Raw genomic sequence first — 25,192 nt, forward strand, 5'->3', positions numbered from 1 at the left:
GTTCCTCTCTTCAAAAAATGAATGATAAACAATAATCAATTATTGAGCTTCACCATTCCACAATTTAACGCGATTTTGGACAAGCTCGGTGTATTGCTGCTCCATTTTTTCTGCTCCGGCCTTGTTCACTTCTGCAATCATTCCATCGTAGATGCCGTCAAACTGATCCGGGGAACTGAGAATAGCCTCCGGAATTCGTTTACGGATAATATCCTGCGTTTTTTGGAAGATGACGTTATAATCGGAGTCACCTGGCGTTGGCAAATTGTAAGCTGCTCCCCATGGCTTAACCGCAAACTCATCTTCACTTGGGTACAGGTCCTTCCAGGTTGTAACACCATATGCTTGCAGTGTTTCTTTCTCTGGTTCGGAATAAGCTGCTACGATCTGTTCAGGGAAATTCGTGGTGTAGTAGTTATCCGTCGAATCTTTAACCCCGTCTCCGTAGTGACCGGACATATTCGTGTAGAGACCAATCCCTGTCTCTTTTTGGAATACGGCAGCATTGTTTGTCTTCTGGTCCAGAACATCGGCAGGAATGACACGCTTGCCATCCTTCACTTCGTAGTGCTGGCCTTCAATTCCCCAGTTCATCAGCACTTGACCTTCTTCCGAAGCCAGGTAGTCGAAGAATTTAATCGCACGAACCGGATCCGGATTCGTCGTAGTAATACCTACACCCCAGCCGGATACGAATCCCGTGTCCTGATAGGAATGGTCCTTGATGTCCTCAGACAGGGTCACCGGGAAGTGTGAATACGTTGCTTCAGGTTTGCCTGCTGCTTTCAATGCATTTTCAGCATCGGAGTAGCCCCAATCCTGGTCAATTACACCAAGTACACGTCCACTTGCGATCTTGGATTTATACTGATCCGTTTTTTGTACGAAGCTGTCCTGATCAAGCAATCCCTCGTTATACATTTTGTTCAACCAACGGAAGTACTCTTTTTCCTCTGGACGCTTGTAGTGAAGCATTGCTTCGTACGTTTCCGGATTGATGTAGTATTCACCGTCATCCGGTGCACCTGTTGCAAGGAAAGCCGGATTCGTTACCGTGATCATGATTCTCCAGTCATCCGCATCAAGTGTTAGAGGGATCGTTGGTTGTCCATCAATCGTCGGATGTTTCTCTTTGTATGCCTTCAGCACATTTTCGAAATCCTCGAGTGTGCGCACCTCAGGGTAGCCAAGCTCTTTCAATACACGGTGCTGAATACCGAACCCGCCGCCTGCATCAAAGTACTTTTGGTCTACCGCGTAATATGTTGGCAGCACATAAATGGCCTCATCCTCATTACTGTATTTCAACCGGTCCATGTAATTACCATACAGCTTCTTCAGATTGGGAGCATACTGGTCAATCAGATCTGTCAGATCCAACATTGCTCCTGCATCCACCAGCTTGCTAAGCTCACCTTTGGGTGACACGATATCGGGATAATCGCCGCTCGCTGCCATTAAGGATATTTTGTCCTGACCACCGCTGACGGCAAATTCACCGTTAAGTGTTACTCCTGTTTTCTCCGTGATAACCTGGCCAACCTCATCCTTCATGCCATTCCAGTTTGGACTCGGATCGACGCTAAAAAAGCTGAATGTGAGCGGAGTCGTTTCACCACTTGTGTCTTTAAACGACGTTTCGCCGCCAGTTCCTCCACCGCCACAACCTGCGAGCAAAGACATCGCAAGTACAGGAGCCAGTGCCCCTTTCATTTTAAAACTTGCCATAATGGTAATCCTCCCTGTTTCATATGTCTGTCTTATCCGGGACTTTTTTGTCCCTGTCTATAGCTTCATGAATGCCGCTCCGCAGCCCTATACGGTGAGGCGCAAACCAGTTGGTCACGCCTCGGGCATCTGATGCTTTTTTTAGTTTACGGCTGCTCTTTTTGGCAGCTCTATAATGTTGATTATTATGCTTTTACTGCACCCAGTGTCATACCGCCTACGAAGTACTTTTGCAGGAATGGATATACAACCAGGATTGGAACGGTAACAACGATCGTAATGGCCATCTTGATGGATTCTGGTGAAATCTGCGTCATCTGCTGTGCCATGTCATTGGCATTCCGTCCAGCACCAGAACCTTGCTGTGTACTTTGCAGTACTTTCATCAACTCATACTGGAGTGTTGTAAGATGTGCTTTGGAACCGTTGTACAGATACGTATCAAACCATGCGTTCCATTGGCCTACCGCCAGGAACAATGCAATCGTTGCAAGAACCGGTTTACAGAGTGGCAGGATGATTTTGTAATAAATCTTAAAGTCATTGGCACCGTCCAGTTTCGCCGATTCTTGAAGCGCATACGGAAGTCCGTCAATAAAGGAACGAATAACGAATACGTTGAACGCACTGATCATGCCTGGCAATACATACACCCAGAACGTACCGATCAGGTTCAGGTCACGCATCAGGATGTAGACCGGAATCAGACCACCGGAGAAATACATCGTAAGTGCAAGTGCAGTGGATACGAATTTTCTCAATTTGAAGTCCGGACGAGCCAGTGTAAAGGCAATCATCGAGGAACTGATCAGACCGAGCAGTGTACCTACAATCGTACGCATAATGGAAACCTGCAGACCTTGCAGCAGCCCGTCATATTGGAAGATCGTTTTGTAGTTTTCCAGTGTAAATTCCCGCGGCCACAAGTAAATTCCGCCACGTACCGTATCTGTTGAGTTATTCAAGGAGATCGCAAGCACGTTCAGGAATGGATACAGCGTCACGATCAGTACCAGCGCCATAGCAATGATATTGAATATATCGAACAGTTTATCGCCCCGTGTAGCATTGAATGATTTGTTCGCCATAGTGTTCCCCCCTCCCTACATGATGCTTTCTTTGGTGAATTTCTTAAACAACCCGTTCGCTGTAAACAGAAGGATGATACTGACAACGGAGTTGAATATACCTATAGCTGTACCGTATGAGAATCGTCCCATGTTCAAACCATAGTTGAGCGCATATAGATCAAGTACTTCGGAGTAGTCGGTCACCAAACTGTTACCAAGCAAGAACTGCTTCTCAAAACCGATACTGATCAAGTGTCCGATGGACATGATGAACAATACGGAGATTGTCGTCCGAATACCTGGCAGTGTGATGTGCCACATCTGTCTCCAGCGGTTCGCACCGTCCACTCGGGAAGCTTCGTAAAGTTCCTGGTCAATACCGGTAATCGCCGCCAGATAGATGATGGCGTTCCAGCCGGTTTCCTTCCACATATCTGAAGCGGTTACAATGTACCAGAACAGGTTGCCCTTCGCCATGAACTGGATTGGCTGATCGATAATATTCAAACCTAACAAAAGGTCATTGATGATCCCGCCATCGGTGGAAAGCATCTTGGTAATAATCCCCGCAACCACGACCCAAGATACAAAGTGAGGCAGATATGATACCGTTTGCACCGCACGTTTGAAGAACATGCCTTTGAGCTCATTCAAGAGAATTGCAAAGAAAATCGGCACGACAAAACCGACAATCAGCCCCATTAAGCTCATTGCAAGCGTATTTCGAAGTACCAGATAGAACCGCTCATCGCTAAACAGCTCTACAAAGTGTTTAAAACCAACCCATTCTTGGTCGCTGAACGATCTGGCTGGTTTGAAATTTTGGAAAGCCATTGTCCATCCCCATAGCGGCAGATAGTTAAATACAAAAACCCAAACTACGAATGGCAGTGACATGAGATATAGATACTTCTGCTGCTTGATGCTATCCCAAATTCCGTTCCGCCGTTTGTTTGTTGGCGGCTTGGGGTTACTGCTTCTTTTCGCGGAAGCGGATTTTTTTGTTAGCGTTTCCATCTCCGTTCCCCCTCCTCTGTTTTATAGATCCATCATAACTGATAGAGCGTTTTCAAAATACCATCTGGATTTTAGAGAAAATCATATAAAAATTAGATATCCCCCCACAGAATTCGACATTATCTGCTCAAAATCAGCTATTTTATAGCCTTTCATCTACAATTTACGCCATAAAAAGGTAGAAATAATCTTAAATGCTAAAAACCGAAAACGTTTTATAGAATTCGTTTACCTTCATTTTTAGAGAATCGAAAAAGGACCTGAATCAGGTCCTCATAATCATAATGTGAATTGAATGGTCTGCAGCTTAACGACGCCCAGCAACTCGGCCGCCGATATCGTGGCAGCAGGGTCGAATTGATCTCCGAGCAAGTACGCGACCATCTCCTGAAACAGGAAAGCAGCTTCAGGGCGCTTCATCATGGAAACATTGGCAAACGGCAAAGACGATACTAGCAGTTTCCCCCGCCCCACTCTGGCCTCAAAAGCATATGCCAATCGTTTGGCTCTGTGAAAATGATCAATTACTTCTATAGAGGGACGTACTCCATGCAGCGAATCAAGGCATATCGCAGGAGTACCATTCACCAGGTGGTACCAATGCCAATCTGAAGCCTGATCATGGGGGAAACGACCCAGCAAAGGTACCTTTTCCTGCAGATTTAATCCCATTGTTGCTCCAGACTGTGTTGCAAACATGAGATAATTCCAGAATACAGGCAGATACTTGGTCTCTACAGCATCATAGAGTTCATCCGGTTTGACCTGAAGCCAGACATTGCAACCATTCATCAGATAATCAAGTACATTAGGCGTAAGTGAAGAGATGATTACCAAGTCTATCTGACTTTGGCTGATCAAGTCTTTTCCATCCAGATGGTCCACCTGACGATGGAGGGAATCCAGTAAAAATGGCTGCAGCTCACCTACACCATTCCAGATCCGATGAGATCGGTCGTGAGGATGATAGTGAGGAAATGACCACCCATACCAGACACTATCTGCAACGATCTCCGAATGGCCTGATCTGATCTCAGCTTCAATGACAAAGGCAGCAGCCCCATCCTTAGGTGCCTGTATGGTCAGACGCCCAAGTGAAACAACCGAGCCACAGCTGATATCTCCATATGACCATTCACCCTCATCCTCAATGATATGATTACGGATTAGCTTCCAATGGATTGAGGCATCTACAATCGGCTTCTCTCCATAATGAGATAAGCTGGCTTCAATATGGACGGGTTCCCCAGCATAGTAGGTCCGCTGTCTGCTACCCAGCAAGAGCACAATGCTTTCATTAAACTGCTTGAATGCGGCTGGTTCCACTATTCCCTTGCTCTCCCAGAACACGTCCAGAAATCCCGTGGTCGCATGTCCTTGTCCAGGAAAGTCGCGGATATCAAGCAGTTGTATGCCGGCTGCATCTGGAGTGCGGCGAACTCGCTCCATTGCTTCCTTTAGCGACCGTATCAGATGTATGCCACTTGCATGCTGAAAATCTGCCACATCATCGGCCAGACCTCTGCGTGCAATGGACTCTTCAATGGACTTAAGCCAGCTTGGGCGCAGGACGCCTGTGTACTTCTCCCGCTCCTGAGGGCGTACATACATGGTGAACTGTGCATGTTCATGCCCAACGACCGGATTAGTTGTAAGCCGGGTGACTTCATGGTAATCCAGCGTGGTGTCCGGTACGGCAGACAGCTCCGATTCCAGAGGAGGATGCCAGTTCAATGACTGAATATAAAAGTCTGCATTTCGGCCTTGAGCCGGCAGCTGACCAAAGCCCGTATTATCCGTATATAACCTTGTTGGGTCAAGCGAACGAGCGAGTTCTACCAAATCATTCAATTCAGGATGTCCGTTAGGCCCAATCAGTTCATTTCCCAACGAAAACATGACAAAGGAAGGATGTGTGTGCAAGGAATGCAATAAACCTTTTAATTCCCGGGTCAAAAATAGTTTGATCTCTGCTGGTGCCTTCACGTCACGATTCTCAAACCACCGTGACCAATGTGGAAGTTCAGCCTGGACAAGCATGCCTTCTTCATCTGCAGCCTCCCAGAACGGCCGGGGTGCACTCCACCCATGCAGACGTACATGATTGAATCCATAAGACTTTGCCGTACGGAACTGCTGTACATAATGCTGCTTGTCCCAGACCGGATAACCCGTTAATGGGAAAATGCAACAATCCACGTATCCGCGCAAAAATACCGGCACATTGTTTAACTCAAGCTTCTTTCCATTTGCTCTGAAGGAACGCATGCCGAATGTCCGTTCCACCCGATCCAGCTCTCGTCCCTCATCCTGCAAGGAGACCACGACCTGATATAACCTCGGAGAACTATCTGACCACAGAGCAATGTCCTTCTCCAGATCAAGATCAAGATCAAGATCCCACTGCTCCGCTCCATAACTCCCTTCGAATTGTTGGTCCTCATTCGGAAGAGACATCGAAGCGATGGTGCGGCTCTGCCTCGGAAGCCAGCTACCATCAGGATGCCTAATATCCACATGAAGTTGACTTGTACTGGATAGGGTTGACTCGCTAGCGCTTACATCATATCGGATCGTTATGATCCCGTTCTCCGCGTCAGGCAGGATATACAACTGCTTGATCCGGGAAGACGGCAGCCGATCCAGATAGGCTCCGCCTGTAATTCCGCCCCACGCTGTAGCCGTATGGATGGAATGGATATGACTTCCGGCCAAAGGCAGCTTCATCGTATTATCCACACGCAATTCCAGCTGGTTTTGCCCTCCCGAATGGATTAGAGATGTAATGTTCCATTCCTGCGCCACAAGCAGACTGTCACGCTGCCCGGCATGATGTCCATTTACCCAGAGATCTGTTGTCCATCTGACTCCCTCAAGTCTCAATACATAATCGCAGTCCGGCTCTGACACCGGAAGATCTACTACGGCCCAGTACCAGGCAGCACCCTCGTATTCACGTATTTTGGTCCATGTATCCATCCTGTGATAATCCGGCTCGTTCCCATACCCCTGCTCTTCCCAGGAACCTGGAACCTGAATCGTTCCCCATATGGATTCTTCAGAAAATGGCGGTCTCCCGCCATTGGCTAGGTCTGTTTCGAGACAGAACTTCCAGGTCCCCTTCAGGTCAAACGTATGACGAACAGCTTGTATATCCGATGGTTTCATCTGATTGTCTCCTTGTCCGGAATGAGATACATCCAGTTTAAGACGTACATATGGAAGGCACCATTGCTTATATAAGGAAGACGATGGACTATATCCTGATGCAAATAAGACATGAAAAGCCCGAAAACGTTTTATATCTTAAGAAAAGAAAATGTACATATAAAAAGTAGAGCTATTTTACCTGCGACTATACGCCGTCAGGCTCTTCAGGCTGATCTTTAGATTGGGATCTGGCATGTTTGTACGCGGAAGGAGACTCTCCTACATATTTCTTGAATTTGCCGTGAAAATAATCCACGTTAGCATACCCCACTCTTGCAGCGACCTGATGAACCTTTAACCCTTCATCAAGCAGCTCCTTCGCTTTTTCCATACGAACCTTGTCCAGAAATGCGTTGAAATACTCTCCTGTGTGGTTCTTGAACAGCTTGCCCAGATAACTGCTGTTATAGTTGAACACTTCAGCAAGAACCTCCAGCTTGAGATTCTCCCCGGGATTACGCCGAATAAAATCGATCATTTGTTTTAGTGCCGTATCTTTACTGCCACCGCCCATACGTTGAATAAGACGGCTTAGATGGCCTTCTGCCATCGCCTTCAGATCAGATACCGTTAATTGATGATAAACTTCGTTAATCAGGACAGAATGTTCCTGCATGATGGACTGCATATGCTGGTTAGAGGCAGCCAGTTTGTTGATAGCCATGGAGAATACCTGAGAGAATGCTGTTTTGATTGCCTGCTCTGTCCGGTGATAAGGGACAATTCGCTCCTCGATCTCACCCAGCACCCGAATTACAGATTCCATGCTGCGTATGTCGAGCGCATAATACAGCTTGTCTGCCAGTTCCGACTCTTCAGGCTCAGCGCTTTCATCTTCGCCGATCATGGAAGCAGCCGTTCCTTCAGCAGCAAGCTCTTCATTCCACAACATAATGCGTTGTTCGGTGAATAGAAAACGTTCTGCCAGCAGTCCGTTCGCCTCTTTATAGGATCTCACAATCTCCGAGGTGGTGTTGGCCGGTTCACCTGCAGCTCCGTACATCGTAATGTTCCATTCTCCGAGCAGCCGCTTCAGCTCATCATATAGATGCTCGGCAGACGAAGCCGATGTGATAGGATCCTTGCACAGCAAGGCAAGACCCGAATGATAAGAGAAGACGATTCCCCGATCCTTTTGATCAAAGGCCTCTGCCAGCTTGCGTTTAACTACACCTCCACGCTGCACATCAGGTGCAGTATGCATCTCTAACAGCACAACCTGATATTGCGGCCACTTCAACCCAAGGGCATCCTCTTCGATGGGACCAACGCCTTCCAGATTATCAAACAAAAGTGCCTCGATCTGATGCTCCCGATATGCCGTATCTTCACCTGCATGACGCGCCAGCGCTTCCTGCTCACGTGTAAGCACGGCAGCAATACGCTGAAGCTCACCAATAATCTCCTCTTCATCCACAGGCTTGAGCAAATATCCATCCACACCGAAGCTGATTGCTTTCTTGGCATAATCAAAATCGGCATACCCACTCAGAATGAGAAAATGTGATCCAGGATGTTGTTTCCGCACCTCTTCGATTACGTCCAGTCCAGTCATGCCTGGCATACGGATATCGATAATGGTCAGATCCGGTTTAAGCTCATCAAATCGAGTAATGGCTTCCCGTCCACTGGCGGCGGTAGCGATCACCTCAAATCCATACTCGGCCCAATCAATGATCGTTGTCAGTCCTTCGCGTATGCTCGGTTCGTCATCCACCAAAAATACTTTATACATGCGGTTCCCCTCCTGAAGGTAATTCAAAAGCAATCTCTGTTCCTTCCCCATACACACTCGTAATCTGTAATCCGTACGGTTCACCGTATGTCAGCGTTAACCGTTGATGCACGTTGCGCAGCCCAATCCGGCTCTTCTCTTGCTCCTCCGGTCCGCGAATAAATTGCATAACCTCTGCAAGACGCTCCGGTGTAATACCGGCCCCATCATCCTTGACACGAACCTGTACCACATCATTGACCAGACGAATATCTACATTGACATGGACCGTTCCCTCTTTATTCTCCAATCCATGCACAATGGCGTTCTCCACCAGAGGTTGAACGATCAAAGGCGGAATGTATATTTTCTCTGCTCCGGGATCGATATGAATCTGAAAGGCAAGTCGATCCCCGTAGCGGAATTTCTGTATCTCCAGGTAGGAGCTAACCATCTCGAGCTCAGCCTGGAAGGTCGTTTTGCCACTCCCGATTTCAAGGCTCTTGCGCATCAGTTTGCCGAGCAGTCTGACGATATTCGCAATCTCAGCCTCCCCTTTGATATGAGCTTTCATGCGAATGGACTCCAGGGCGTTAAACAAAAAGTGAGGATTAATCTGACTTGCCATCATTTTAAGTTTAATCTCTTTCTGCGCGATTTCCAATTGGTTGTTCTGCTCAGTCGTTTCAACGACCTGCGTCATTAATTCGTTTATGCTTTTGACCATGTAATTGAATTGTCTCGATAATTGTCCAATTTCATCGTCTCCATCGATTCTGGACGTCACATTCAGATCCCCAAGGGCCAGCTTGTTCAGATGCTTGCTAAGACGAAGCAGCCTGTTCGAAGTAAGGAATGAAATAATATATACAAGTAAGAGGGCAATGATTAAGACAAGGGAGATAAAGAGCATACCGATCAAACTGATCTTATTGGCATCCTTGACGATATCCTTGGTCTCGAAGACGGAGATCACCTTCAAGCTGTTCATACTCGACACAGGGCGCAGCTCATCGATAACAATATTGGACGGCTCTCCCTGAAAATCAGCTTCCAGTGTTCCCTTGGCCTGATTCTGTAAATCAACGCCGAAATCCAGCTCGTCCAGCGTTTTGCCCACCAGATCCGTATTTTTGGCAGCCACAACATAACCCTGCTCATCCGCCATCAGCGTTTCAAAGGGTTCCTGTCGAAGTAATTCGTTGAGCTCATCCTGATTGATTTCAATCAGCAGTACACCCTCAGTGCGATATTCAGGAAAAGGCACTTTGCGCACCAGGCTGAGTTTGTGAACCGGATTATCTTCCTTGTCGGGAATGTAGAACCATCCCGTGTTCGTCGATAACAGCGCTTTTTGATACCAATAGCTCTGCTTCGTCTGCTCGTTCAACGGGATAAACTCCAGATTATTGATCAGGGTGGGGTTATCGGAATAAAAACGAATGCCTGCCACCTCACGATATTGTCGCTTATATTCCTGAAAATCCTTATAGGCCAAATAAGCAGAAGTGAGTTCCATTACGCTGGAATAGCGCTTGTTCACAATCTCCTTCAGTTCGTTGTTGAACATCAGAATATCGGAAATATCCGTCGGCACACGCAGCAATGTGGCTGTCTGGCTCTTGATCTTGTCCACGTTGTTGATTGTCTGCCCGATCGCATTATCCAGTGCCTGCTGCCGGAAATATCCGGTCACGGCAAGACCGATGATCAGAACCGGAATCATGACGACAAGTACATAGGAAATCAGCAGTTTATGCTTCAATTTGAGATTGTTCGATACACGTATAAACCTTCTTAACATATCTGCACCTTCCATTGTCTATATAAGCGCTTACATACAAATGGCAAGATCAATCAGTTCCTGCGTTTCCACTTATCATACCATACAACCCGTATAAGCTCTTATATCTCCAGGTTTTGGTCTCGGCAATTATTTCCTTAGATTAGCATACATTCTTGCTCAATTGCAGTGACCAAATGATGTATTCACCATCCAAAAACAATAAAAAGGCCGCCATAGGTATGGCGGCCGGGCTTGCAGATATGCTGCATCGCAAACAGATGGCGATATAAACGCAAGACCCTTTTGCTGAAGCTATATTAAACAATTAAGGACGGGGTGTCTCTACCCCATTCAGAATCAGCTTAGGATGAATATCCGCGCTCAATGAAGCCGATACAGCGCAGTATTTTTCTTCAGCCATCTGGATGGCTTTCCAGATACGGTAATCCGGGATATCTCCGTCGACTTTGAAGATGAGGTCAATGGACGTAAAGCCTTTGGGCATCCCTTCACTGCGCGTACCCTGAGCTTCAATCTCAATTCCGGTGATTTTGTCCAGGAAGGCGTCCAGAATCATCGTAATATCGATTCCCATACATCCTCCAAGACCTGCAAGCAACAGTTCCATCGGTGTAGCACCCTTGCTGTCACCACCATAAGCAGCCGTGGCATCCATGCCTACAGCATAGCCAGAGGGTCCTTCGGAAGTAAACGCGCGTTTGCCTTTCCATACGGTTGTTACATTCATGATGTTATCCTTCTTTCTTAAAATGGTTTACGTTCTGCAGATATCCGTTTCAGGTACGGCATTCTCAAAATTCAGTAATTTGCTGCAAAAATCTTCGTGTTCGTTCCTGTTCCGGATGTTCGAAAAATGCCTGTGGACTGGCTTCTTCCACGATCGAACCGTCGGCCATAAATACGATCTTATTGGCCACATTCTTGGCAAACTTCAATTCATGCGTGACCACCAGCATCGTCATGCCTTCCTGTGCCAGCTCCTTCATGACCGACAGAACCTCGCCTACAAGTTCAGGGTCAAGGGCTGAAGTCGGCTCATCAAACAGCATCACTTTCGGTTCCATGGCAAGTGCACGAGCAATCGCAACCCGCTGCTGTTGTCCACCTGACAGCCGGGATGGATAAGCATCCTGCTTGTCCGACAGTCCTACACGATCCAGCAGAATGCGGCCGCGTTCGGCCGCTTCGTCGCGCTTGATTTTCTTCACCGTCACGAGGCCTTCCATCACATTTCCCAGTACCGTTTTGTGCGGATAAAGGTTGAATTGCTGAAACACCATGCCAGTCTGACGGCGGATCTCAAGCACCCGTGAGCGCTGAACTCGCAGCGGATCATTGCTGTCTACGATAATGCCGTTCACTTCGATCTTTCCGCCGGACAGTTCCTCTAGTCCATTCAGACAGCGAAGCAGCGTGCTTTTGCCGGAACCACTTGGTCCTAGCAGGACTACGATATCTTTTTCATTCACGTGCAGGTCAATATTCGTAAGTACTTCATGATTTCCAAAATGTTTCTTCAGTCCAGTCGTTGTAATCATCGGTTCTCTCCCTCCATCAGTAAGCCCGGGCCAACCGGCGCTCCACTTGTTCCAGAATGGCCGAGAAGCCGATACTCATAATCCAGTACATAACACCAATTGCAAGATAAAACGGCATGTTTAAAGCATATTGCGATACCAGCAGCTGTGCTGAGCGCAGAAGCTCCGTTACACCGATGGTTGCCACAAGTGATGTTTCCTTCAGCATACCAATAAAGGTATTCCCCATCGGTGGAATGGCAATGCGAACTGCCTGCGGGAATATGATTCGTTTCATCGTTTGAAAAGGTGTCATTCCCGTTGCATAAGCCGCTTCTGTCTGTCCCTTGGGCACAGCTTGTATGGCGCCTCGGAATGTCTCAGACAGGAACGCTCCTGCATTCAAACTAAGTCCCAAACATGCTGCTGTGAGTGATCCCAAGGTTACACCATAATCGACCAATCCGTAATAGATAACAAATAATTGCACCAACAGCGGGGTTCCCCGCATGATGGATACGTAGAATCGTGCGATCATCCGAAGCCATAGTGGCCCTTTCAGTCGGACAACAGCTACAATCACACCGATCAAAAATGCAAAAAACATTGAAATTATGGTCACATAAAGCGTGTAATAAGCCCCCTTCAAAAAGAAGGGGATATTCTCAAATACCAGTTCCATGGATCAAACTTCCCTTCGCCTTGCCGGTCATTATTGCGCAGGCTCTTCACCAAACCATTTTTTGAAAATGGTATTGTACGTGCCATCATCCTTCATGCCTTGAAGAGCTTCGTTCAGCGCTGCAACAAGTTCCGGATTATTTTTCCGAACAGCAATACCGGCTTGGTCACTCTTGATCGGTTCACCTACAGCCTTAATCTTGAATCCGTTGGAATCAATAATGGGTTTAAGCGCGTATAGGTTGTTGATTGTTGCATCGATGCGTCCTGCATCCAGATCTTTAAGCGATGTGATGACATCGTCATACGTCTTAATGGTGAAGTCTCCCACTTTCGGCAGCACTTCATTACGCAGATAAGTTTCATCATTTGTACCCAGACCTACACCAATCGTTTTCCCTTTGAAATCTTCGAGTTTGGTAATATCGCTATTATCGTCTTTCACAATGATTTTGACTTGGTTTGTGATATAGCCTTCACTGAAATCGAGCGCCTGTTTCCGTTCGTCGGTGATCGTCATCTGGCTGATAATGGCATCAATCTTTTTCGATTGCAGGCTTGGTGTCAGGCCAGAGAATTCCTGGGAGACAAATTCAACTTCAACCCCGAGGCGCTTGGCAACCTCACGTGCGATATCTGCATCAAAACCATCCATCTCCTTATTGTCATTCAGGAAGTTGTATGGACGGTATGTACCCATCATACCTACTTTCATGGTACCCGCTGACTTGATCTGTTCCAGTTCATTACTTGCTTGTGCTCCATTACTGCTGCCATTGTCGGTTGTTTTGCTTCCGCATGCACTTACAACCAGTACAACCATAAGCAGAATTGCCGTCAGCATCCAACTTTTGCGCATCTTTTTGCCGTTACTTGGTGTTCCTTTATTCATCATGTTAACTTCCTCTCATTCATGTGGTTAATAGTTGTATCCATTATTCCCTGCTTCTGTCTCAATCATGTAAAAAAGCCCTCGGTACAGGCACAGCATTACGTGCCCAGCAAACCGTAAAATTCAAAGCTGGATGCTTCCGCCGCGAGCGATTCAGCTGTCTTGGCCGATATACCCTCATGCAGCTCCGCAGAGCCAAACAGCCAGCGGGAGATCATGCCTTCGATCATACTCACCAACAGAGCAGCCCGTACAGGCACATCCATCGAAGGTGGCAGCATGCCAAGTTCAATGGCACGTTCCATGTTATGGCGGAATGCTGACTCCACAGCACCGCGTGTCTCCTCAACCAGACGACGTACCGATTCTTCGGTCACGACACCTTTCAGCAGCAGCTCCATAAAGTAACGGTTGTCTGCGGCAAAAGAGAACAACCGGACGAACAATCGCTCTGACGCCTTGACCATATCCTCAACCGATCCTGCATCCTTGCGATAACCCTGACCGATAGCTTCAAGCAGCTTCTCTCTGCCCGTTAACACAATTTCTTCAGCGATGGCTTCCTTACTCTTGAAATGCCAATAAAACGTCCCTTGAGCTACACCAGCTTCACGAACAATATCCGATATCTTGGTCTGGTGATACCCATGAGTCGCAAATCGCTGCATCGCAATACGTATAATCTGATCCCGGCGTTCTTCTCCGGGTTCCTTGTCATTTACTTTGGACATTTCAATACCCTCCCGATTGATCAGTCAGTCAGTTAACTATATCCTATGGGATAACTAGGTTTTTGTCAATATGGTTTTAAACAATCAATTCAATGCATAAGTTGAAGTTGGACACGTTTCTGATCATAATAGATGATAGCCTTGTTCTGCTGAACAAGCATTGTCAGTCAAGCAGAGCAGACCACCTTCTGCATCTGCATTTCAAGGAGGAAGAGCATTGGACATTTTATCATCCATTATTATGGGCATCATCGAAGGTTTGACTGAGTTTTTGCCCGTGTCCTCAACCGGACACATGATTCTGACCGCCCACTTGCTGGGATTATCGGAGGACAACGAGTCAGTCAAAACGTTTGAAGTGGTTGTTCAACTCGGTGCTGTACTTGCTGTCGTTGTGCTCTACTGGAACAAATTCATTGATATGTTCCGCTTCACCGGAGGCAAAAGGAGCTACTCCCAACGTCTGAACCTTGTACATATCTTTTTGGCGATGGTACCGGCTGTAGTCATTGGACTTGTTTTCCGCGACTGGATCAAGGCACATCTATTTGGGCCAGAGACCGTATTGTACAGTTTGGTCATTGGCGGGATCTTGATGATTGTAGCTGAGCGCTGGAGCCGCCGCAGTCACCGAATCACAACACATGATGTGGACGATATTACGTATACACAAGCATTTGTCGTGGGACTTTTTCAGATTTTGGCATTGTGGCCCGGTTTCTCACGTTCCGGTTCAACGATCTCTGGAGGATTGTTCGCAGGGGTAAGCCGCGTTGCTGCTGCTGAATTTACCTTCCTGGTATCCGTTCCTATCATGATTGGAGCCACAGGATACGACCTCTACAAAAGCATCGATCATCTGAACGGTAGCGACTTCCCTATCTTTGCGATTGGATTTATCGCTGCATTTATCGTAGCTATGCTTGCCATTAAGACATTCTTGTCCATTTTGAAAAAGCTCAGCCTGACTGTCTTTGCGATTTATCGCTTTGTGCTGGCAGCTGTATTCTTTTTCATTTTGATGATGTAGTTCAAGTAAAAAACAAATCTAAAAAGGCGACACGCGTTCCTACCGGAACCGGTGTCGCCTTCTTCATATCCTTATACTTTGGATTCCAGCGTCTCCAGGTACTCGGAGATTTGTGTAGGCGTTTTTGCCCATTTGCTATGCAGGTGGGCAATTTTCTTGCCGTTCTGGAACACGAGCAAACTTGGAATGCCGCGTACCGCATTTTCCTCAGCAAGCGGTTGGAATTCCTCCGCATCCATTGCATAGAAGGTTTTGTCCGAGTGCTGATCGATGACTGCGCCAATAAAACGGTCAAGGTTTTTGCAGTCCGGGCACCAGTTTGTATCGAATTTGATGACGGTCAGCCCGTCTGAATTAATGGTATCACGGTATTGCTGTTCACTTTGAATTCTTTCCATATGTCTTCTCTCCCTTGTACTAATCTTAATGGTTGACCTCTATTGTACCTCTAATAGTTACAATTGCAATAGGCAGACCGGATGTTTATCGGTGCTGCTTGTACTGATTGGCCGGATATTGCTCCCTTATTTCTTGAATTTCCGCAGCCGTAAGAGGTGCAGATGATGCAGCCTCAATATTATGCAGCAGCTGTGTTCGGGAGCTTGCTCCAGGAACAACGGCAGCTACAGCAGGATGGGACAAGGCGTATCGAATCGCAGTTTGCGCCATGCTTCGCTTGTCCGTAACGAGGCGGCTCAAGCCTTCACGAATGGCAAGCAGCTGATCCGGCGTATAATCCAGATAACCCTTCTCTACCTTGGAAGCACCGGAATCTGCGAGTACACCGCTGGCAACAGGTCCGCGGGCAATGACGCTAATCCCCTTTTGTTCAAGCAAAGGCAGCACTTCCTCCTCAGCCCGGCGATCCACGACGCTGTATTGATTCAAAACACTGGCAATGGATGATCTTCTTACATACTCCCGAATTACATTCGGGCGAATGGACGATATGCCATAATACCGAATCAGCCCTTCCTGCTTCAGCTCCTCGAAGGCTTCAATCGTCTCTTCAATTGGATCCTCCAATGTACCGCCATGCAGCTGATACAGGTCGATATAATCCGTTTGGAGTCGTCTGAGGCTGTCATGGACAGCTTGCTTGATATACGCTTTGGACGGATCCCATGACCAGCCCTCTTTCCCTGGCAATCGGCGGTTGCCGACCTTCGTTGCCAGGATTACCTGATCACGGCGTCCCTGGATTGCTTTCCCCACAATTTCCTCATTACGTCCTGCATCATACAGGTCAGCTGTATCCAGCAGATTGACGCCGCGATCCAGTGCCTCATGAATCAAATTAATGGCGGGCTCTACTTCGGTTCCGAGCGACATACAGCCCAGTCCTATTTCTCCAACGTACAGTTCAGATGAGCCCAGACGGTTTTTCTTCATGTGTGTACATCCCCTTTCATACGTTCTGCAAGTATCCATTGTATCATTCTTCCTTGTAAAAATCGCATCCAAGGTTGCCATGGGAATAAACACAGAAAAGCCCGGAACTTAAAGGGCTCCGGGCCTCGCTAATGTATCCACAACGTGAGTCTAATTGATGTCTACTCGCTGTACTTTTTTGCTTCCATTTGAAGAATTTGAGCCTTTCATCATGCCGGAAACCGTTGAGAACAGTTTATCTCTAGCCTGCTTGTTCCTCATCAGATAAGTTACGCCTGCACCAATGGCCGTCATTATAATTCCGCTTTTTTTAGACATGTGTTTCTCCTCCTTAAGGGATTGATGTACATCGTGTCTTGCTTGAAATTTACCCTCTGTGAGGAAAACGAAACGGCTATGTCACGCTAGCCATATCTCCTGGATACGATGCAGAGAACTCTCCTGAATGCGAGCACCCTAATTGATATCATCAAAAAATGACCCCTAAAATTAGGAGTCACCTTGATTAGCTCTTTGACTTGAGATCAATCCGACGGCGGTGCAACATGGGTCATTTCTTCATGCTTGTACGTCGAACCATCCGCAGTCAGGTAGAAGTGTCCGATAGGATGCAGATTTTCATCCAGCTCGTAAACAAGCGGAATGCCTGTGGGGATGTTGAGAGCCATAACATCGGCTTCCGACATCTCATCCAAATGCATAACAAGTGAACGAAGTGTATTCCCGTGCGCAGAGATCAGTACCCTTTTCCCGGCTGACACCATGGGTTTGATCTCGCTGTTCCAGTACTCCAGCACCCGCTTGGACGTATCCATCAAGTTCTCGGTACGGGGGATGGTACAACCCAGACGCTTATACTTGTCCACATCCTGCACATAACGATCATCCGTCTCATCCAGCGGTGGCGGAGATACGCTAACTGAACGTCTCCACTCCATAACCTGGTCTTCTCCGTATTTGACGGCGGTCTGCTGCTTATTCAAACCCTGCAGAGCACCGTAATGACGTTCATTAAGCTTCCATGTCTTGGTGATCGGAATCCACAACCGGTCCATCTCATCAAGCGCAATGTCCAGCGTTCGGATGGAACGTTTAAGTACTGAAGCATAAGCATAGTCAAAATCAAAACCCTGTTCCTTTAAGATTTTGCCAGCTTTGCGGGCTTCACCATATCCGTCCTTAGTCAGGTCTACATCAGTCCAGCCTGTAAATCGGTTCTCTACATTCCACATACTCTGTCCATGACGAATTAATACCACTCTGTACATTGCCGTACCTCCTTCCTCGAAATCATTACCCGCATGTGCGGCGAGATATGCCTCAGAAAATGAACTACATTAATAGTATGGAGCCATCATCAGGTAAACGACTACCCCTGTGGAACTAACATACAGCCAGATCGGCATCGTCCAGCGAGCAATTTTGCGGTGTTTCTTCAATTGGTTTGTCCAGCCCCACACGAGAGTGAACAAAGCCAGCGGCACAATAATGGCTGCAAGAACACTGTGAGTAATCAAAATAAAGAAATAGATGGAGCGAACAATGCCCTCCCCGCCGTATTTGGACGTTTCCGGAGAGAGATAGTGGAACGACAAATACGTGACAAGAAACAGCAATGTTGTTGAGAACGCAGCAAGAATAAACCGTTTATGGAGCTTTACGTTCTTTTTGATAATAGCAATCAGCGCGGCAAGCAGGAAAATGAAAGTGAAACTGTTAAACACCGCATTGAACCGCGGCAGCACCGTGATATCAAAGGCGACATCCCCTTTGTATCCGATCGAAGGTGCGAAGAACAACAATAAAATAATGACATTGGCAAGAATAGAAATGGTAATAATGATACCTGCAAAATTTTTATTACTTGTCGGGGCGGCCGAATTGGATTGAATATTCGAATCCCCTTTGTTATGTTTGCCCAAAGCAAAATCCTCCTCATATGCTAACTTCTATGTTCTATGTCATTATATCTCGCGGCCTGCCCCCTGTTAAGTGACAACACTCTGAACAAAAAGCGTCCCCTGCCCATATAAAATGCCCTTAACAGTTTGTTTTCATCCGAATATAGGCAGTCTCTGGTTTACCCAAAACAGAGTTTATGGTATAATTAATGCAATTAATCACATACGCGTTCAAAACTGGAGGAGCCTGTCACCAAGGGCCCCTCTTTGTCTTTTTTAGGCATGCAGAGGCAGTTTCCAAGCCCTATCTGCATGCCTTTTTTGTATGCTGGACTTGGAATGAAACACCTTTGGACAGGTAACCTTATAAACGCGAACAAGAGAGGAGCACACTATGGAATTTGTTTTGGTTCTTGCCATCATTCTGATTTTCACCAAAATAGCCGGAGACCTATCCGTTAGATTAGGACAGCCTTCTGTACTGGGTAAACTGATCGTAGGCGTAATTCTTGGACCTGCGCTGTTAGGTTGGGTTCAGCCTACGGATTTCATCCATCACATGTCTGAAATTGGTGTACTGTTACTGATGTTTATTGCGGGCTTGGAAACGGATTTGGAGCAATTGAAGAAAAATTGGAAGTCGGCCTTCGCCGTAGCGGTTGGGGGCGTGATCTTGCCTTTTATCGGCGGATATGGATCGGCTATTGCCTTTGGCATGACGCAGGCACATGCGCTGTTCTTCGGACTTCTGTTCTGTGCAACATCTGTCAGTATCTCCGTACAAACATTAAAAGATATGAATCAACTCAGTTCACGTGAGGGTACGACCATCTTGGGTGCAGCCGTTGTGGACGACGTGCTGGTCGTTGTTCTGCTGGCCGTAATGATGAGCTTGCTTGGAGCTGGCGCAGGTGATGTCTCGATCGGCCTGCTTATCGGTAAGAAGGCGCTCTTCTTCGTTATCATCGCCTTTGCCGGCTGGTGGCTTGTTCCACGGATTATGAAATGGATGGCCCCTTTACGGGTAACAGAAACCGTCATTACTGCTGGACTGATCATCTGCTTTGCCTTCTCCTATTTCGCCGAATGGATGGGCGTGGCAGGAATCATCGGTGCCTTTGCCGCCGGGATTGCGATCTCTCAAACCAACTTCAAACATGAAGTCGAGACGAAACTGGAGCCCATCGCATACAGCATTTTCGTGCCTGTGTTCTTCGTAAGCATCGGACTAAATGTTACCTTTGACGGGGTTGGTTCACAGATCCTGCTCATCGTAGTCATTAGTCTGATTGCCATTATAACCAAATGGATTGGTGGGGGAGCTGGTGCACGGCTTACAGGCTTTGATCGCTCATCATCCATGGCCATCGGTGCGGGAATGATATCCAGAGGTGAGGTTGCACTAATTATTGCTTCAACCGGACTCACTTCCGGCTTGCTCGACCCCGAGTATTTTACCAGCGTGGTCATCATGGTTATCATAACTACACTTGTTACCCCGCCGCTGCTCAAAATAACCTTTGCTCGCAAAAAAGGGGAGACACGTGTTGAACAAGGGATTGAGGACGCTCATTTAAATGGATAGTCCCTTTAACGAATGCAGTATGTTCCACAGTAGAGCTTCGGAATGACTATCTTTTACAATATTGAATATTGAAATAGTCCGGCTTCTAACGTTATACTTGTCCTCAATAAAGAAAATTAGGCCGTGAAGCACACGCCGCTTTGATACATTTTCTCCTTTTGATCCAAAAAGGGGTAAATGTTCAGAGCGGCTTTTTGTATTCCTTTCAAGCTTCTAGAAAAACAAAAAAAGACCGCTCCATATACAAGAGGTCTTTATCCTCAACCCGAACAGGTTGTCCCATTTTAAGTTAACACACCAACGTAGAAACCGATCGTTATAAATACGACGCACCATATGAATGCCCCGATCCCGGAGATCACTACATATTTTCCGATGGCCATGCGGCTGATGCCGGAGAAGCAGCACATCAGATGACGAATGCCAGGAATAAAGTAGCCGAGGATAATGGACCAGTACCCATACTTCAGAAACCAGCCCTCCACCCTCCCCAGCCTTTTGGGGTTCACCCCTATCCACTTGCCATACTTTACGACGAGGGGTCTTCCCGCCTTCTTGCCAATCGCGTAGCTGAGCAGTCCGCCGGTAAATGCACCGCCAAAGCTGACAATGATCGAGACGGAATAATTAAGGACCGAGATCGAGGCGAGATAACCCACAAAGGTCATCATCACCTCATCTGGAATGGGCATACCGAAGACACCAAGAGCAAGCAATCCATAGATTGCAAAATATCCATATTGACCAATAAACTCCTTAGCAATTTCCATGACTGACTCGCTCCTTATTTCGGTTCCACGATGTCCTTCTCATGAGGCGCCAACACCTGTTTCAGAGATGGGAATCGAATTTGGCTGACCATTAGACCGGATAATACAACGATAACAAGATAGGCTACACCGTGGGTGAAATAAGGACTCCAGAGCGCGAAAAAGGACATTAGTCCGCCCGCAAACGTAATCGGCATTCCGACGAAACCTACACTTGCTGTCTTCTGACAGTTGTAACGAGCGAGACGCAAGGCGCCGCATACTGGGAACAATGCCGTTAATGCCATGCCAAGCACACTTACTTCGTTCATGGAATTCAGATACAGAATCAGCACCGGGGCTGTTCCGAAGGAAATGACATCAGCCAGGGAATCCAGCGCCTTGCCGAACTCCCCTTCACAATGCAATTTTCGTGCGGCATAGCCGTCAAACAGATCAAAGAACATGGCCACCCAAATCATTGTCACGGCCAGTGCAAACTCGCCATGAATAGCCATAATGACGGCGAGCATGCCAGAAGTTAAATTGCCCAATGTTAAAATGGACGGTAAAGATTTCATAGACTTGACTCCCTTTCGTACTAAGCATTAGGAAAAATAATATAAAAGCGGACTCCGTCCGGCGTGTTCTCCACTCCATAACTGCATCCATGCAGATCAAGAATCTGCTTCGCGATGGCCAGGCCCAGGCCTGTTCCCCCCATTTTGCGATTCCGTGATCGTTCTACCCGATAAAATCTCTCCCAGATATACTGGCGTTCAGCTTCCGAGATCCCTTCGCCTTTATTCTCGATGGAGATTCTTACCTGCCCTTCCAGTCTGCTGATCTCTATCATTATATCGGTCTGCGGCAGCGCATGACGTATAGCATTCATCATCATGTTATAGATCACTTGCTCCAGCTTGCTTCGATCTCCTTCGACGGTCTGCTCTGTAGTGGAGACAAGCACGATTTCGAGCCCTTTTTCCTTCAGCTGCGGGCCGAGACGTCCGGCAATCTCCTCGATCATGTCTCCAAGGACAACTGCACCGATATTCAGCTTGATCGCCTGGGATTCCAACCGAACGAGATCCAGCATTTCCTCAACCATCGTTTCCATTTTGACCGCTTCATCCGCAATGATCTCAATGTAACGCTCCCGCTTGTTCTCGCTGACTCCATCCTTCAGCCCTTCGGAATATCCCTTGATGATACTGATAGGCGTTTTGAGTTCATGCGATGCATCCGCAAAAAATTCACGCTGCCGCTGTTCGATCCGCTGCTTCATCTCCATATCGGTCCGCATTTGACGATTCGCCTGTCTAAGCTCCTCCAGCGTTTGCCCCAATGTGGTGGACAGAGCGTTCAGGCTGTCGGACAAACTGCCAATTTCATCATTGCGTTTGATTGGTGATTTCACGGAGAAATCAAGCGTCGACATCTTTTTGGCCACATGGTTCAAGGCCAGTAAGGGTTTTGTGACGATTCTGGATAATAACAGAGAAAGCAACAGAATCAGCACAAAAGCACCCATACCAAAATATGCATAGAACAAACGCGTTGCTTCATTGGCTTCCCTCATCTCCTGCAGAGAAGTCAGGGAAAAAATAAGCTGCTGCTGAGGCCCGTTTTTGTGGACCGGAGCAATGGTAATCACATTCCGAACACCACTCCAGCTATCGGTCCATTCTTCATTAAGCATCTTGCCATTAGCCAAACTAAGCTGGTCCTCCGTTGAGAGAGGGAAGCGGCTGTCCAGTGCCTGCACAAGCAATCCCTGTCTCTGACTCCATGTTCCCAGATTGGGAAGCACCACTTCGGTCAATACACCAGACCATTCCTGAACCGGCTCAGAGAGCTCCTGAAAGTCCTCCGTACCTCGCGCGGCAGAGTTGTTGTCCTGGATTTTCAACGGATAGACCATCGGTTCGTTCAACCCGCTGGCCGGACCTGTGACGGTCAATTCCTGACCATATTTCAGATGAGTGGCAATCCAGCCCGCGTTCTCACTATTGATGAACAGGGACAGGGAGACCTTCACCTGACTGCCATCCTCGCGGAGAAGAGTAATGTGAAACGGATCGTTGACCAGTTTACCCGTACTTGTCAAAATCACCAGATGCGACTGATTCTGACGCATGAACTTCCCGGTTTCCTTGGCCAGCTGTATACTATCCCAATGCCCTCTGGAATACTGCTGTTCAAATTTCGCCAGTTTTTTCTTCATGCTGCTGATCTTCTGATGCTGGTAAAAGTCCGGGAACCAGACCAACTGTGCGGTCACTGATGTTCCATATAAGAGGAGCAGAAAACCAGCCATAACCAGAAATAGCTTCATCGTTACGCCATTACGTCTCATGCCTCAGCCTCGAATCGATATCCCGTGCCAATAACTGTCCGGATACACTTGGCTTCATCCCCTAGTTTGCTGCGCAGCTTCTTGATGTGCGTATCCACAACGCGGGAATCACCATCAAAGTCATATCCCCAGACCCGATTAAGGATTGCATCCCGGGATAGAACGATTCCCTGATTGCGTGCCAGGTAGAGCAGCAGCTCATACTCTTTTGGTGCAAGCTCTACCTCCATTCCATTCATCTCCAGTCGTCTTGCCCAAGGATCAAGCAATGCGTGACCAAACCGGATCACACCCTGTTCCCTGCTGATTGCACCTTCGACTCGCTTCATTAATGTCTCTGCACGCGCAACCAGCACACGAGGACTGAAGGGCTTTGTTACATAGTCATCGACTCCAAGGTTAAATCCGTGGATCTTATCATCATCTTCAGACCTTGCGGTCAGCATTATAATAGGTACGGTGGATTGAGACCGAATATGCTCACATAGCGTCCATCCATCCATTTCAGGCATCAGCACATCGAGAATGACCAGATCCACTTCATGAAGATCCAGCAGTTGGAGTGCTTCAATTCCATGCTCTGCCTCGATTACATTCCATTGTTCCTTTATAAAATAATCGGCCACAATTTCACGAATGCGGCTTTCGTCTTCCACGAGAAGCACTGTTCTCACCATGGCCGACTCTCCTTTTATCTTTCTTCTGTTAACATACCGATTCCATGTGTCGTTCGTGTGTCCATCCATGTTCTGGAATGAACTCCATGTTATATACGATTAATACCCCATATAAGTTACCGAATTCGCAGCAATCCACACAAAAAGGCGGTTGCCAACGAGCCACCTTCGCCCATTGACAACCACCCTTCAGCTGAATCCAAGTTCTCTTTCCCGGTATCGCTTACCGCATCCGCTATTAGCGTTGTTGCTCCAAGCGGTGTGCCGCGTGCAGCGTCGGGCCAACAAAACGATTGAGCGGGAATCCGCCAGCAATCGCTTGAGTAATGAAGGCTTTGCCTTCACGTACAGCCTCTTTTACAGACAGACCGCGCGCCAAACCAGCGGTAATCGCTGCAGAGGTTGTACAACCCGCCCCATGCGTATAACCGGAACCAACAACATCGGCTTCATACCATTCGTAGTTTTTGCCATCATAGAGAAGATCCATCGCTTTACCTGGGGTAATGACGCCTCTATCCTTGATCAGGACATGCTTCGCCCCATGGTTGTGAATTACAGCAGCTGCTGCTTCCATCTGTTCCTTGGAACGGATCGGTCCGCTCTTGGCCAGTTGGGAAGCTTCAAACAGGTTTGGAGTAACCAGGTCAGCACCCGGCAGCAAAAATTCAATCATCGCTTCCGTATTTTCAGGCTGCAGCACCTCATCTGTACCTTTGCAAACCATTACCGGATCGATGACGATCTGTGGCAGACCACTGCGGCGAACATGCTTCGCGACCAGTTCAATAATATCTACGGAGCCCAGCATTCCCGTCTTCATCGCATCAAAACCAATTCCGTCCAGAACGGTACGGAGCTGTGCTTCCACTACATCCAGAGCCACAGGGAAAACCTGATGGTCCCATGTTTCAGGCTCCATCGCCACAACCGTCGTCAGAACGGTCATACCGTACACACCAAGCTCCTGGAATGTTTTCAAATCAGCTTGAATTCCTGCGCCGCCGCTTGTATCTGAGCCGGCTATTGTCAATGTTTTTGGAATCGTCATGGTAGTCGCATTCTCCTTCATGTTTCAGTTGACATTATCCTATCCCTTGTACGAGCGGATGTCAATGGCATCTGAAGCCAT

23 protein-coding genes are annotated in these 25,192 nt (G+C 47.5%); 2 read left to right on the forward strand and 21 right to left on the reverse strand.

Annotated features, from left to right (window positions below; all coding sequences use genetic code 11):
- Positions 1–39: 39 nt before the first annotated feature.
- From F4V51_RS24850 to F4V51_RS24900, 11 genes are all read right to left on the reverse strand, one after another.
- Positions 40–1,728, reverse strand: a complete 1,689-nt coding sequence (locus F4V51_RS24850; protein WP_153979991.1) for an ABC transporter substrate-binding protein — start codon at positions 1,726–1,728, stop codon at positions 40–42.
- Between the two features lie 185 nt (positions 1,729–1,913).
- A complete protein-coding gene (locus F4V51_RS24855; RefSeq protein WP_095292355.1) occupies positions 1,914–2,816 on the reverse strand; it encodes a carbohydrate ABC transporter permease in 903 nt (300 codons plus the stop codon).
- A gap of 15 nt (positions 2,817–2,831) precedes the next feature.
- Complete coding sequence (locus tag F4V51_RS24860; protein WP_153979992.1) at positions 2,832–3,815, reverse strand: ABC transporter permease; 984 nt, start codon at positions 3,813–3,815, stop codon at positions 2,832–2,834.
- A gap of 279 nt (positions 3,816–4,094) precedes the next feature.
- Entirely contained in the window at positions 4,095–6,983 is a 2,889-nt protein-coding gene (locus tag F4V51_RS24865) for a glycoside hydrolase family 2 protein (protein WP_153979993.1), read from the reverse strand.
- Between the two features lie 187 nt (positions 6,984–7,170).
- The gene (locus tag F4V51_RS24870) at positions 7,171–8,760 is read right to left on the reverse strand and encodes a response regulator transcription factor (RefSeq protein ID WP_162009988.1); all 1,590 of its coding nucleotides are present in this window, start codon (positions 8,758–8,760) and stop codon (positions 7,171–7,173) included.
- Entirely contained in the window at positions 8,753–10,543 is a 1,791-nt protein-coding gene (locus F4V51_RS24875) for a sensor histidine kinase (protein ID WP_153979995.1), read from the reverse strand. Before F4V51_RS24875 ends, F4V51_RS24870 begins: the two co-directional genes overlap by 8 nt.
- A gap of 307 nt (positions 10,544–10,850) precedes the next feature.
- Entirely contained in the window at positions 10,851–11,273 is a 423-nt protein-coding gene (locus F4V51_RS24880) for an OsmC family protein (RefSeq protein ID WP_076311998.1), read from the reverse strand.
- Positions 11,274–11,337: 64 nt separating this feature from the next.
- Positions 11,338–12,084, reverse strand: coding sequence for an amino acid ABC transporter ATP-binding protein (locus F4V51_RS24885; protein WP_153979996.1), 747 nt, complete (start codon positions 12,082–12,084; stop codon positions 11,338–11,340).
- A gap of 16 nt (positions 12,085–12,100) precedes the next feature.
- Complete coding sequence (locus F4V51_RS24890; protein WP_153979997.1) at positions 12,101–12,745, reverse strand: amino acid ABC transporter permease; 645 nt, start codon at positions 12,743–12,745, stop codon at positions 12,101–12,103.
- A 30-nt stretch (positions 12,746–12,775) separates the two neighbouring features.
- Positions 12,776–13,603, reverse strand: a complete 828-nt coding sequence (locus F4V51_RS24895) for a substrate-binding periplasmic protein (protein WP_153980854.1) — start codon at positions 13,601–13,603, stop codon at positions 12,776–12,778.
- A gap of 131 nt (positions 13,604–13,734) precedes the next feature.
- Complete coding sequence (locus tag F4V51_RS24900) at positions 13,735–14,367, reverse strand: TetR/AcrR family transcriptional regulator (protein WP_153979998.1); 633 nt, start codon at positions 14,365–14,367, stop codon at positions 13,735–13,737.
- A 241-nt stretch (positions 14,368–14,608) separates the two neighbouring features.
- On the opposite strand from F4V51_RS24900, the gene F4V51_RS24905 reads away from it, so the two are divergent.
- Positions 14,609–15,397: an undecaprenyl-diphosphate phosphatase gene (locus F4V51_RS24905; protein WP_236146845.1), complete on the forward strand. Its 789-nt coding sequence runs from the start codon at positions 14,609–14,611 to the stop codon at positions 15,395–15,397.
- A 71-nt stretch (positions 15,398–15,468) separates the two neighbouring features.
- Here F4V51_RS24905 and F4V51_RS24910 read toward each other — a convergent pair whose 3' ends face one another.
- The 5 genes from F4V51_RS24910 to F4V51_RS24930 form a co-directional block, all read right to left on the reverse strand.
- Positions 15,469–15,795 carry a thioredoxin family protein gene (locus F4V51_RS24910; RefSeq protein ID WP_095292336.1) on the reverse strand — a complete coding sequence of 109 codons (327 nt, stop codon included), beginning with the start codon at positions 15,793–15,795 and terminating at the stop codon, positions 15,469–15,471.
- 85 nt (positions 15,796–15,880) lie between these two features.
- The gene (locus tag F4V51_RS24915) at positions 15,881–16,789 is read right to left on the reverse strand and encodes an aldo/keto reductase (protein WP_153980000.1); all 909 of its coding nucleotides are present in this window, start codon (positions 16,787–16,789) and stop codon (positions 15,881–15,883) included.
- Positions 16,790–16,939: 150 nt separating this feature from the next.
- Positions 16,940–17,107, reverse strand: coding sequence for a hypothetical protein (locus F4V51_RS28895; RefSeq protein ID WP_153980001.1), 168 nt, complete (start codon positions 17,105–17,107; stop codon positions 16,940–16,942).
- 206 nt (positions 17,108–17,313) lie between these two features.
- Positions 17,314–18,057, reverse strand: coding sequence for a 2,3-diphosphoglycerate-dependent phosphoglycerate mutase (gpmA, locus tag F4V51_RS24925; protein WP_153980002.1), 744 nt, complete (start codon positions 18,055–18,057; stop codon positions 17,314–17,316).
- A 69-nt stretch (positions 18,058–18,126) separates the two neighbouring features.
- Positions 18,127–18,711 (reverse strand): DUF420 domain-containing protein, encoded by a 585-nt coding sequence (locus F4V51_RS24930; RefSeq protein ID WP_176476205.1) that lies wholly within the window; start codon positions 18,709–18,711, stop codon positions 18,127–18,129.
- Positions 18,712–19,084: 373 nt separating this feature from the next.
- Between F4V51_RS24930 and F4V51_RS24935 the strand changes: the two genes are divergently transcribed.
- Complete coding sequence (locus tag F4V51_RS24935; RefSeq protein WP_153980003.1) at positions 19,085–20,275, forward strand: cation:proton antiporter; 1,191 nt, start codon at positions 19,085–19,087, stop codon at positions 20,273–20,275.
- Between the two features lie 284 nt (positions 20,276–20,559).
- On the opposite strand, the gene F4V51_RS24940 is transcribed toward F4V51_RS24935, so the two are convergent.
- The 5 genes from F4V51_RS24940 to thiD all read right to left on the reverse strand — a co-directional run bounded on the left by F4V51_RS24940 (position 20,560) and on the right by thiD (position 25,111).
- Complete coding sequence (locus F4V51_RS24940) at positions 20,560–21,045, reverse strand: DedA family protein (RefSeq protein ID WP_153980004.1); 486 nt, start codon at positions 21,043–21,045, stop codon at positions 20,560–20,562.
- A gap of 14 nt (positions 21,046–21,059) precedes the next feature.
- A complete protein-coding gene (gene pssA, locus F4V51_RS24945; protein WP_153980005.1) occupies positions 21,060–21,605 on the reverse strand; it encodes a CDP-diacylglycerol--serine O-phosphatidyltransferase in 546 nt (181 codons plus the stop codon).
- Positions 21,606–21,625: 20 nt separating this feature from the next.
- Positions 21,626–23,383, reverse strand: a complete 1,758-nt coding sequence (locus F4V51_RS24950) for a sensor histidine kinase (RefSeq protein ID WP_153980006.1) — start codon at positions 23,381–23,383, stop codon at positions 21,626–21,628.
- Complete coding sequence (locus F4V51_RS24955; RefSeq protein ID WP_095292323.1) at positions 23,380–24,060, reverse strand: response regulator transcription factor; 681 nt, start codon at positions 24,058–24,060, stop codon at positions 23,380–23,382. The genes F4V51_RS24950 and F4V51_RS24955 overlap by 4 nt, the downstream gene beginning before the upstream one ends.
- A gap of 238 nt (positions 24,061–24,298) precedes the next feature.
- The gene (gene thiD, locus F4V51_RS24960; protein WP_095292321.1) at positions 24,299–25,111 is read right to left on the reverse strand and encodes a bifunctional hydroxymethylpyrimidine kinase/phosphomethylpyrimidine kinase; all 813 of its coding nucleotides are present in this window, start codon (positions 25,109–25,111) and stop codon (positions 24,299–24,301) included.
- Positions 25,112–25,192: the final 81 nt, after the last annotated feature.

The sequence above is a fragment of the Paenibacillus xylanilyticus genome (assembly GCF_009664365.1).
In the GTDB taxonomy this organism is placed as follows: Bacteria; Bacillota; Bacilli; order Paenibacillales; family Paenibacillaceae; genus Paenibacillus; species Paenibacillus xylanilyticus_A.

What these genes read in the sequence shown, in the direction of transcription:
- F4V51_RS24850 (WP_153979991.1), bottom strand. Translation starts at nt 1,728, where the DNA reads ATGGCAAGTTTTAAAATGAAAGGGGCACTGGCTCCTGTACTTGCGATG.
- F4V51_RS24855 (WP_095292355.1), bottom strand. Translation starts at nt 2,816, where the DNA reads ATGGCGAACAAATCATTCAATGCTACACGGGGCGATAAACTGTTCGAT.
- F4V51_RS24860 (WP_153979992.1), bottom strand. Translation starts at nt 3,815, where the DNA reads ATGGAAACGCTAACAAAAAAATCCGCTTCCGCGAAAAGAAGCAGTAAC.
- F4V51_RS24865 (WP_153979993.1), bottom strand. Translation starts at nt 6,983, where the DNA reads ATGAAACCATCGGATATACAAGCTGTTCGTCATACGTTTGACCTGAAG.
- F4V51_RS24870 (WP_162009988.1), bottom strand. Translation starts at nt 8,760, where the DNA reads ATGTATAAAGTATTTTTGGTGGATGACGAACCGAGCATACGCGAAGGA.
- F4V51_RS24875 (WP_153979995.1), bottom strand. Translation starts at nt 10,543, where the DNA reads ATGTTAAGAAGGTTTATACGTGTATCGAACAATCTCAAATTGAAGCAT.
- F4V51_RS24880 (WP_076311998.1), bottom strand. Translation starts at nt 11,273, where the DNA reads ATGAATGTAACAACCGTATGGAAAGGCAAACGCGCGTTTACTTCCGAA.
- F4V51_RS24885 (WP_153979996.1), bottom strand. Translation starts at nt 12,084, where the DNA reads ATGATTACAACGACTGGACTGAAGAAACATTTTGGAAATCATGAAGTA.
- F4V51_RS24890 (WP_153979997.1), bottom strand. Translation starts at nt 12,745, where the DNA reads ATGGAACTGGTATTTGAGAATATCCCCTTCTTTTTGAAGGGGGCTTAT.
- F4V51_RS24895 (WP_153980854.1), bottom strand. Translation starts at nt 13,603, where the DNA reads ATGCGCAAAAGTTGGATGCTGACGGCAATTCTGCTTATGGTTGTACTG.
- F4V51_RS24900 (WP_153979998.1), bottom strand. Translation starts at nt 14,367, where the DNA reads ATGTCCAAAGTAAATGACAAGGAACCCGGAGAAGAACGCCGGGATCAG.
- F4V51_RS24905 (WP_236146845.1), top strand. Translation starts at nt 14,609, where the DNA reads ATGGGCATCATCGAAGGTTTGACTGAGTTTTTGCCCGTGTCCTCAACC.
- F4V51_RS24910 (WP_095292336.1), bottom strand. Translation starts at nt 15,795, where the DNA reads ATGGAAAGAATTCAAAGTGAACAGCAATACCGTGATACCATTAATTCA.
- F4V51_RS24915 (WP_153980000.1), bottom strand. Translation starts at nt 16,789, where the DNA reads ATGAAGAAAAACCGTCTGGGCTCATCTGAACTGTACGTTGGAGAAATA.
- F4V51_RS28895 (WP_153980001.1), bottom strand. Translation starts at nt 17,107, where the DNA reads ATGTCTAAAAAAAGCGGAATTATAATGACGGCCATTGGTGCAGGCGTA.
- gpmA (WP_153980002.1), bottom strand. Translation starts at nt 18,057, where the DNA reads ATGTACAGAGTGGTATTAATTCGTCATGGACAGAGTATGTGGAATGTA.
- F4V51_RS24935 (WP_153980003.1), top strand. Translation starts at nt 19,085, where the DNA reads ATGGAATTTGTTTTGGTTCTTGCCATCATTCTGATTTTCACCAAAATA.
- F4V51_RS24940 (WP_153980004.1), bottom strand. Translation starts at nt 21,045, where the DNA reads ATGGAAATTGCTAAGGAGTTTATTGGTCAATATGGATATTTTGCAATC.
- pssA (WP_153980005.1), bottom strand. Translation starts at nt 21,605, where the DNA reads ATGAAATCTTTACCGTCCATTTTAACATTGGGCAATTTAACTTCTGGC.
- F4V51_RS24950 (WP_153980006.1), bottom strand. Translation starts at nt 23,383, where the DNA reads ATGAGACGTAATGGCGTAACGATGAAGCTATTTCTGGTTATGGCTGGT.
- F4V51_RS24955 (WP_095292323.1), bottom strand. Translation starts at nt 24,060, where the DNA reads ATGGTGAGAACAGTGCTTCTCGTGGAAGACGAAAGCCGCATTCGTGAA.
- thiD (WP_095292321.1), bottom strand. Translation starts at nt 25,111, where the DNA reads ATGACGATTCCAAAAACATTGACAATAGCCGGCTCAGATACAAGCGGC.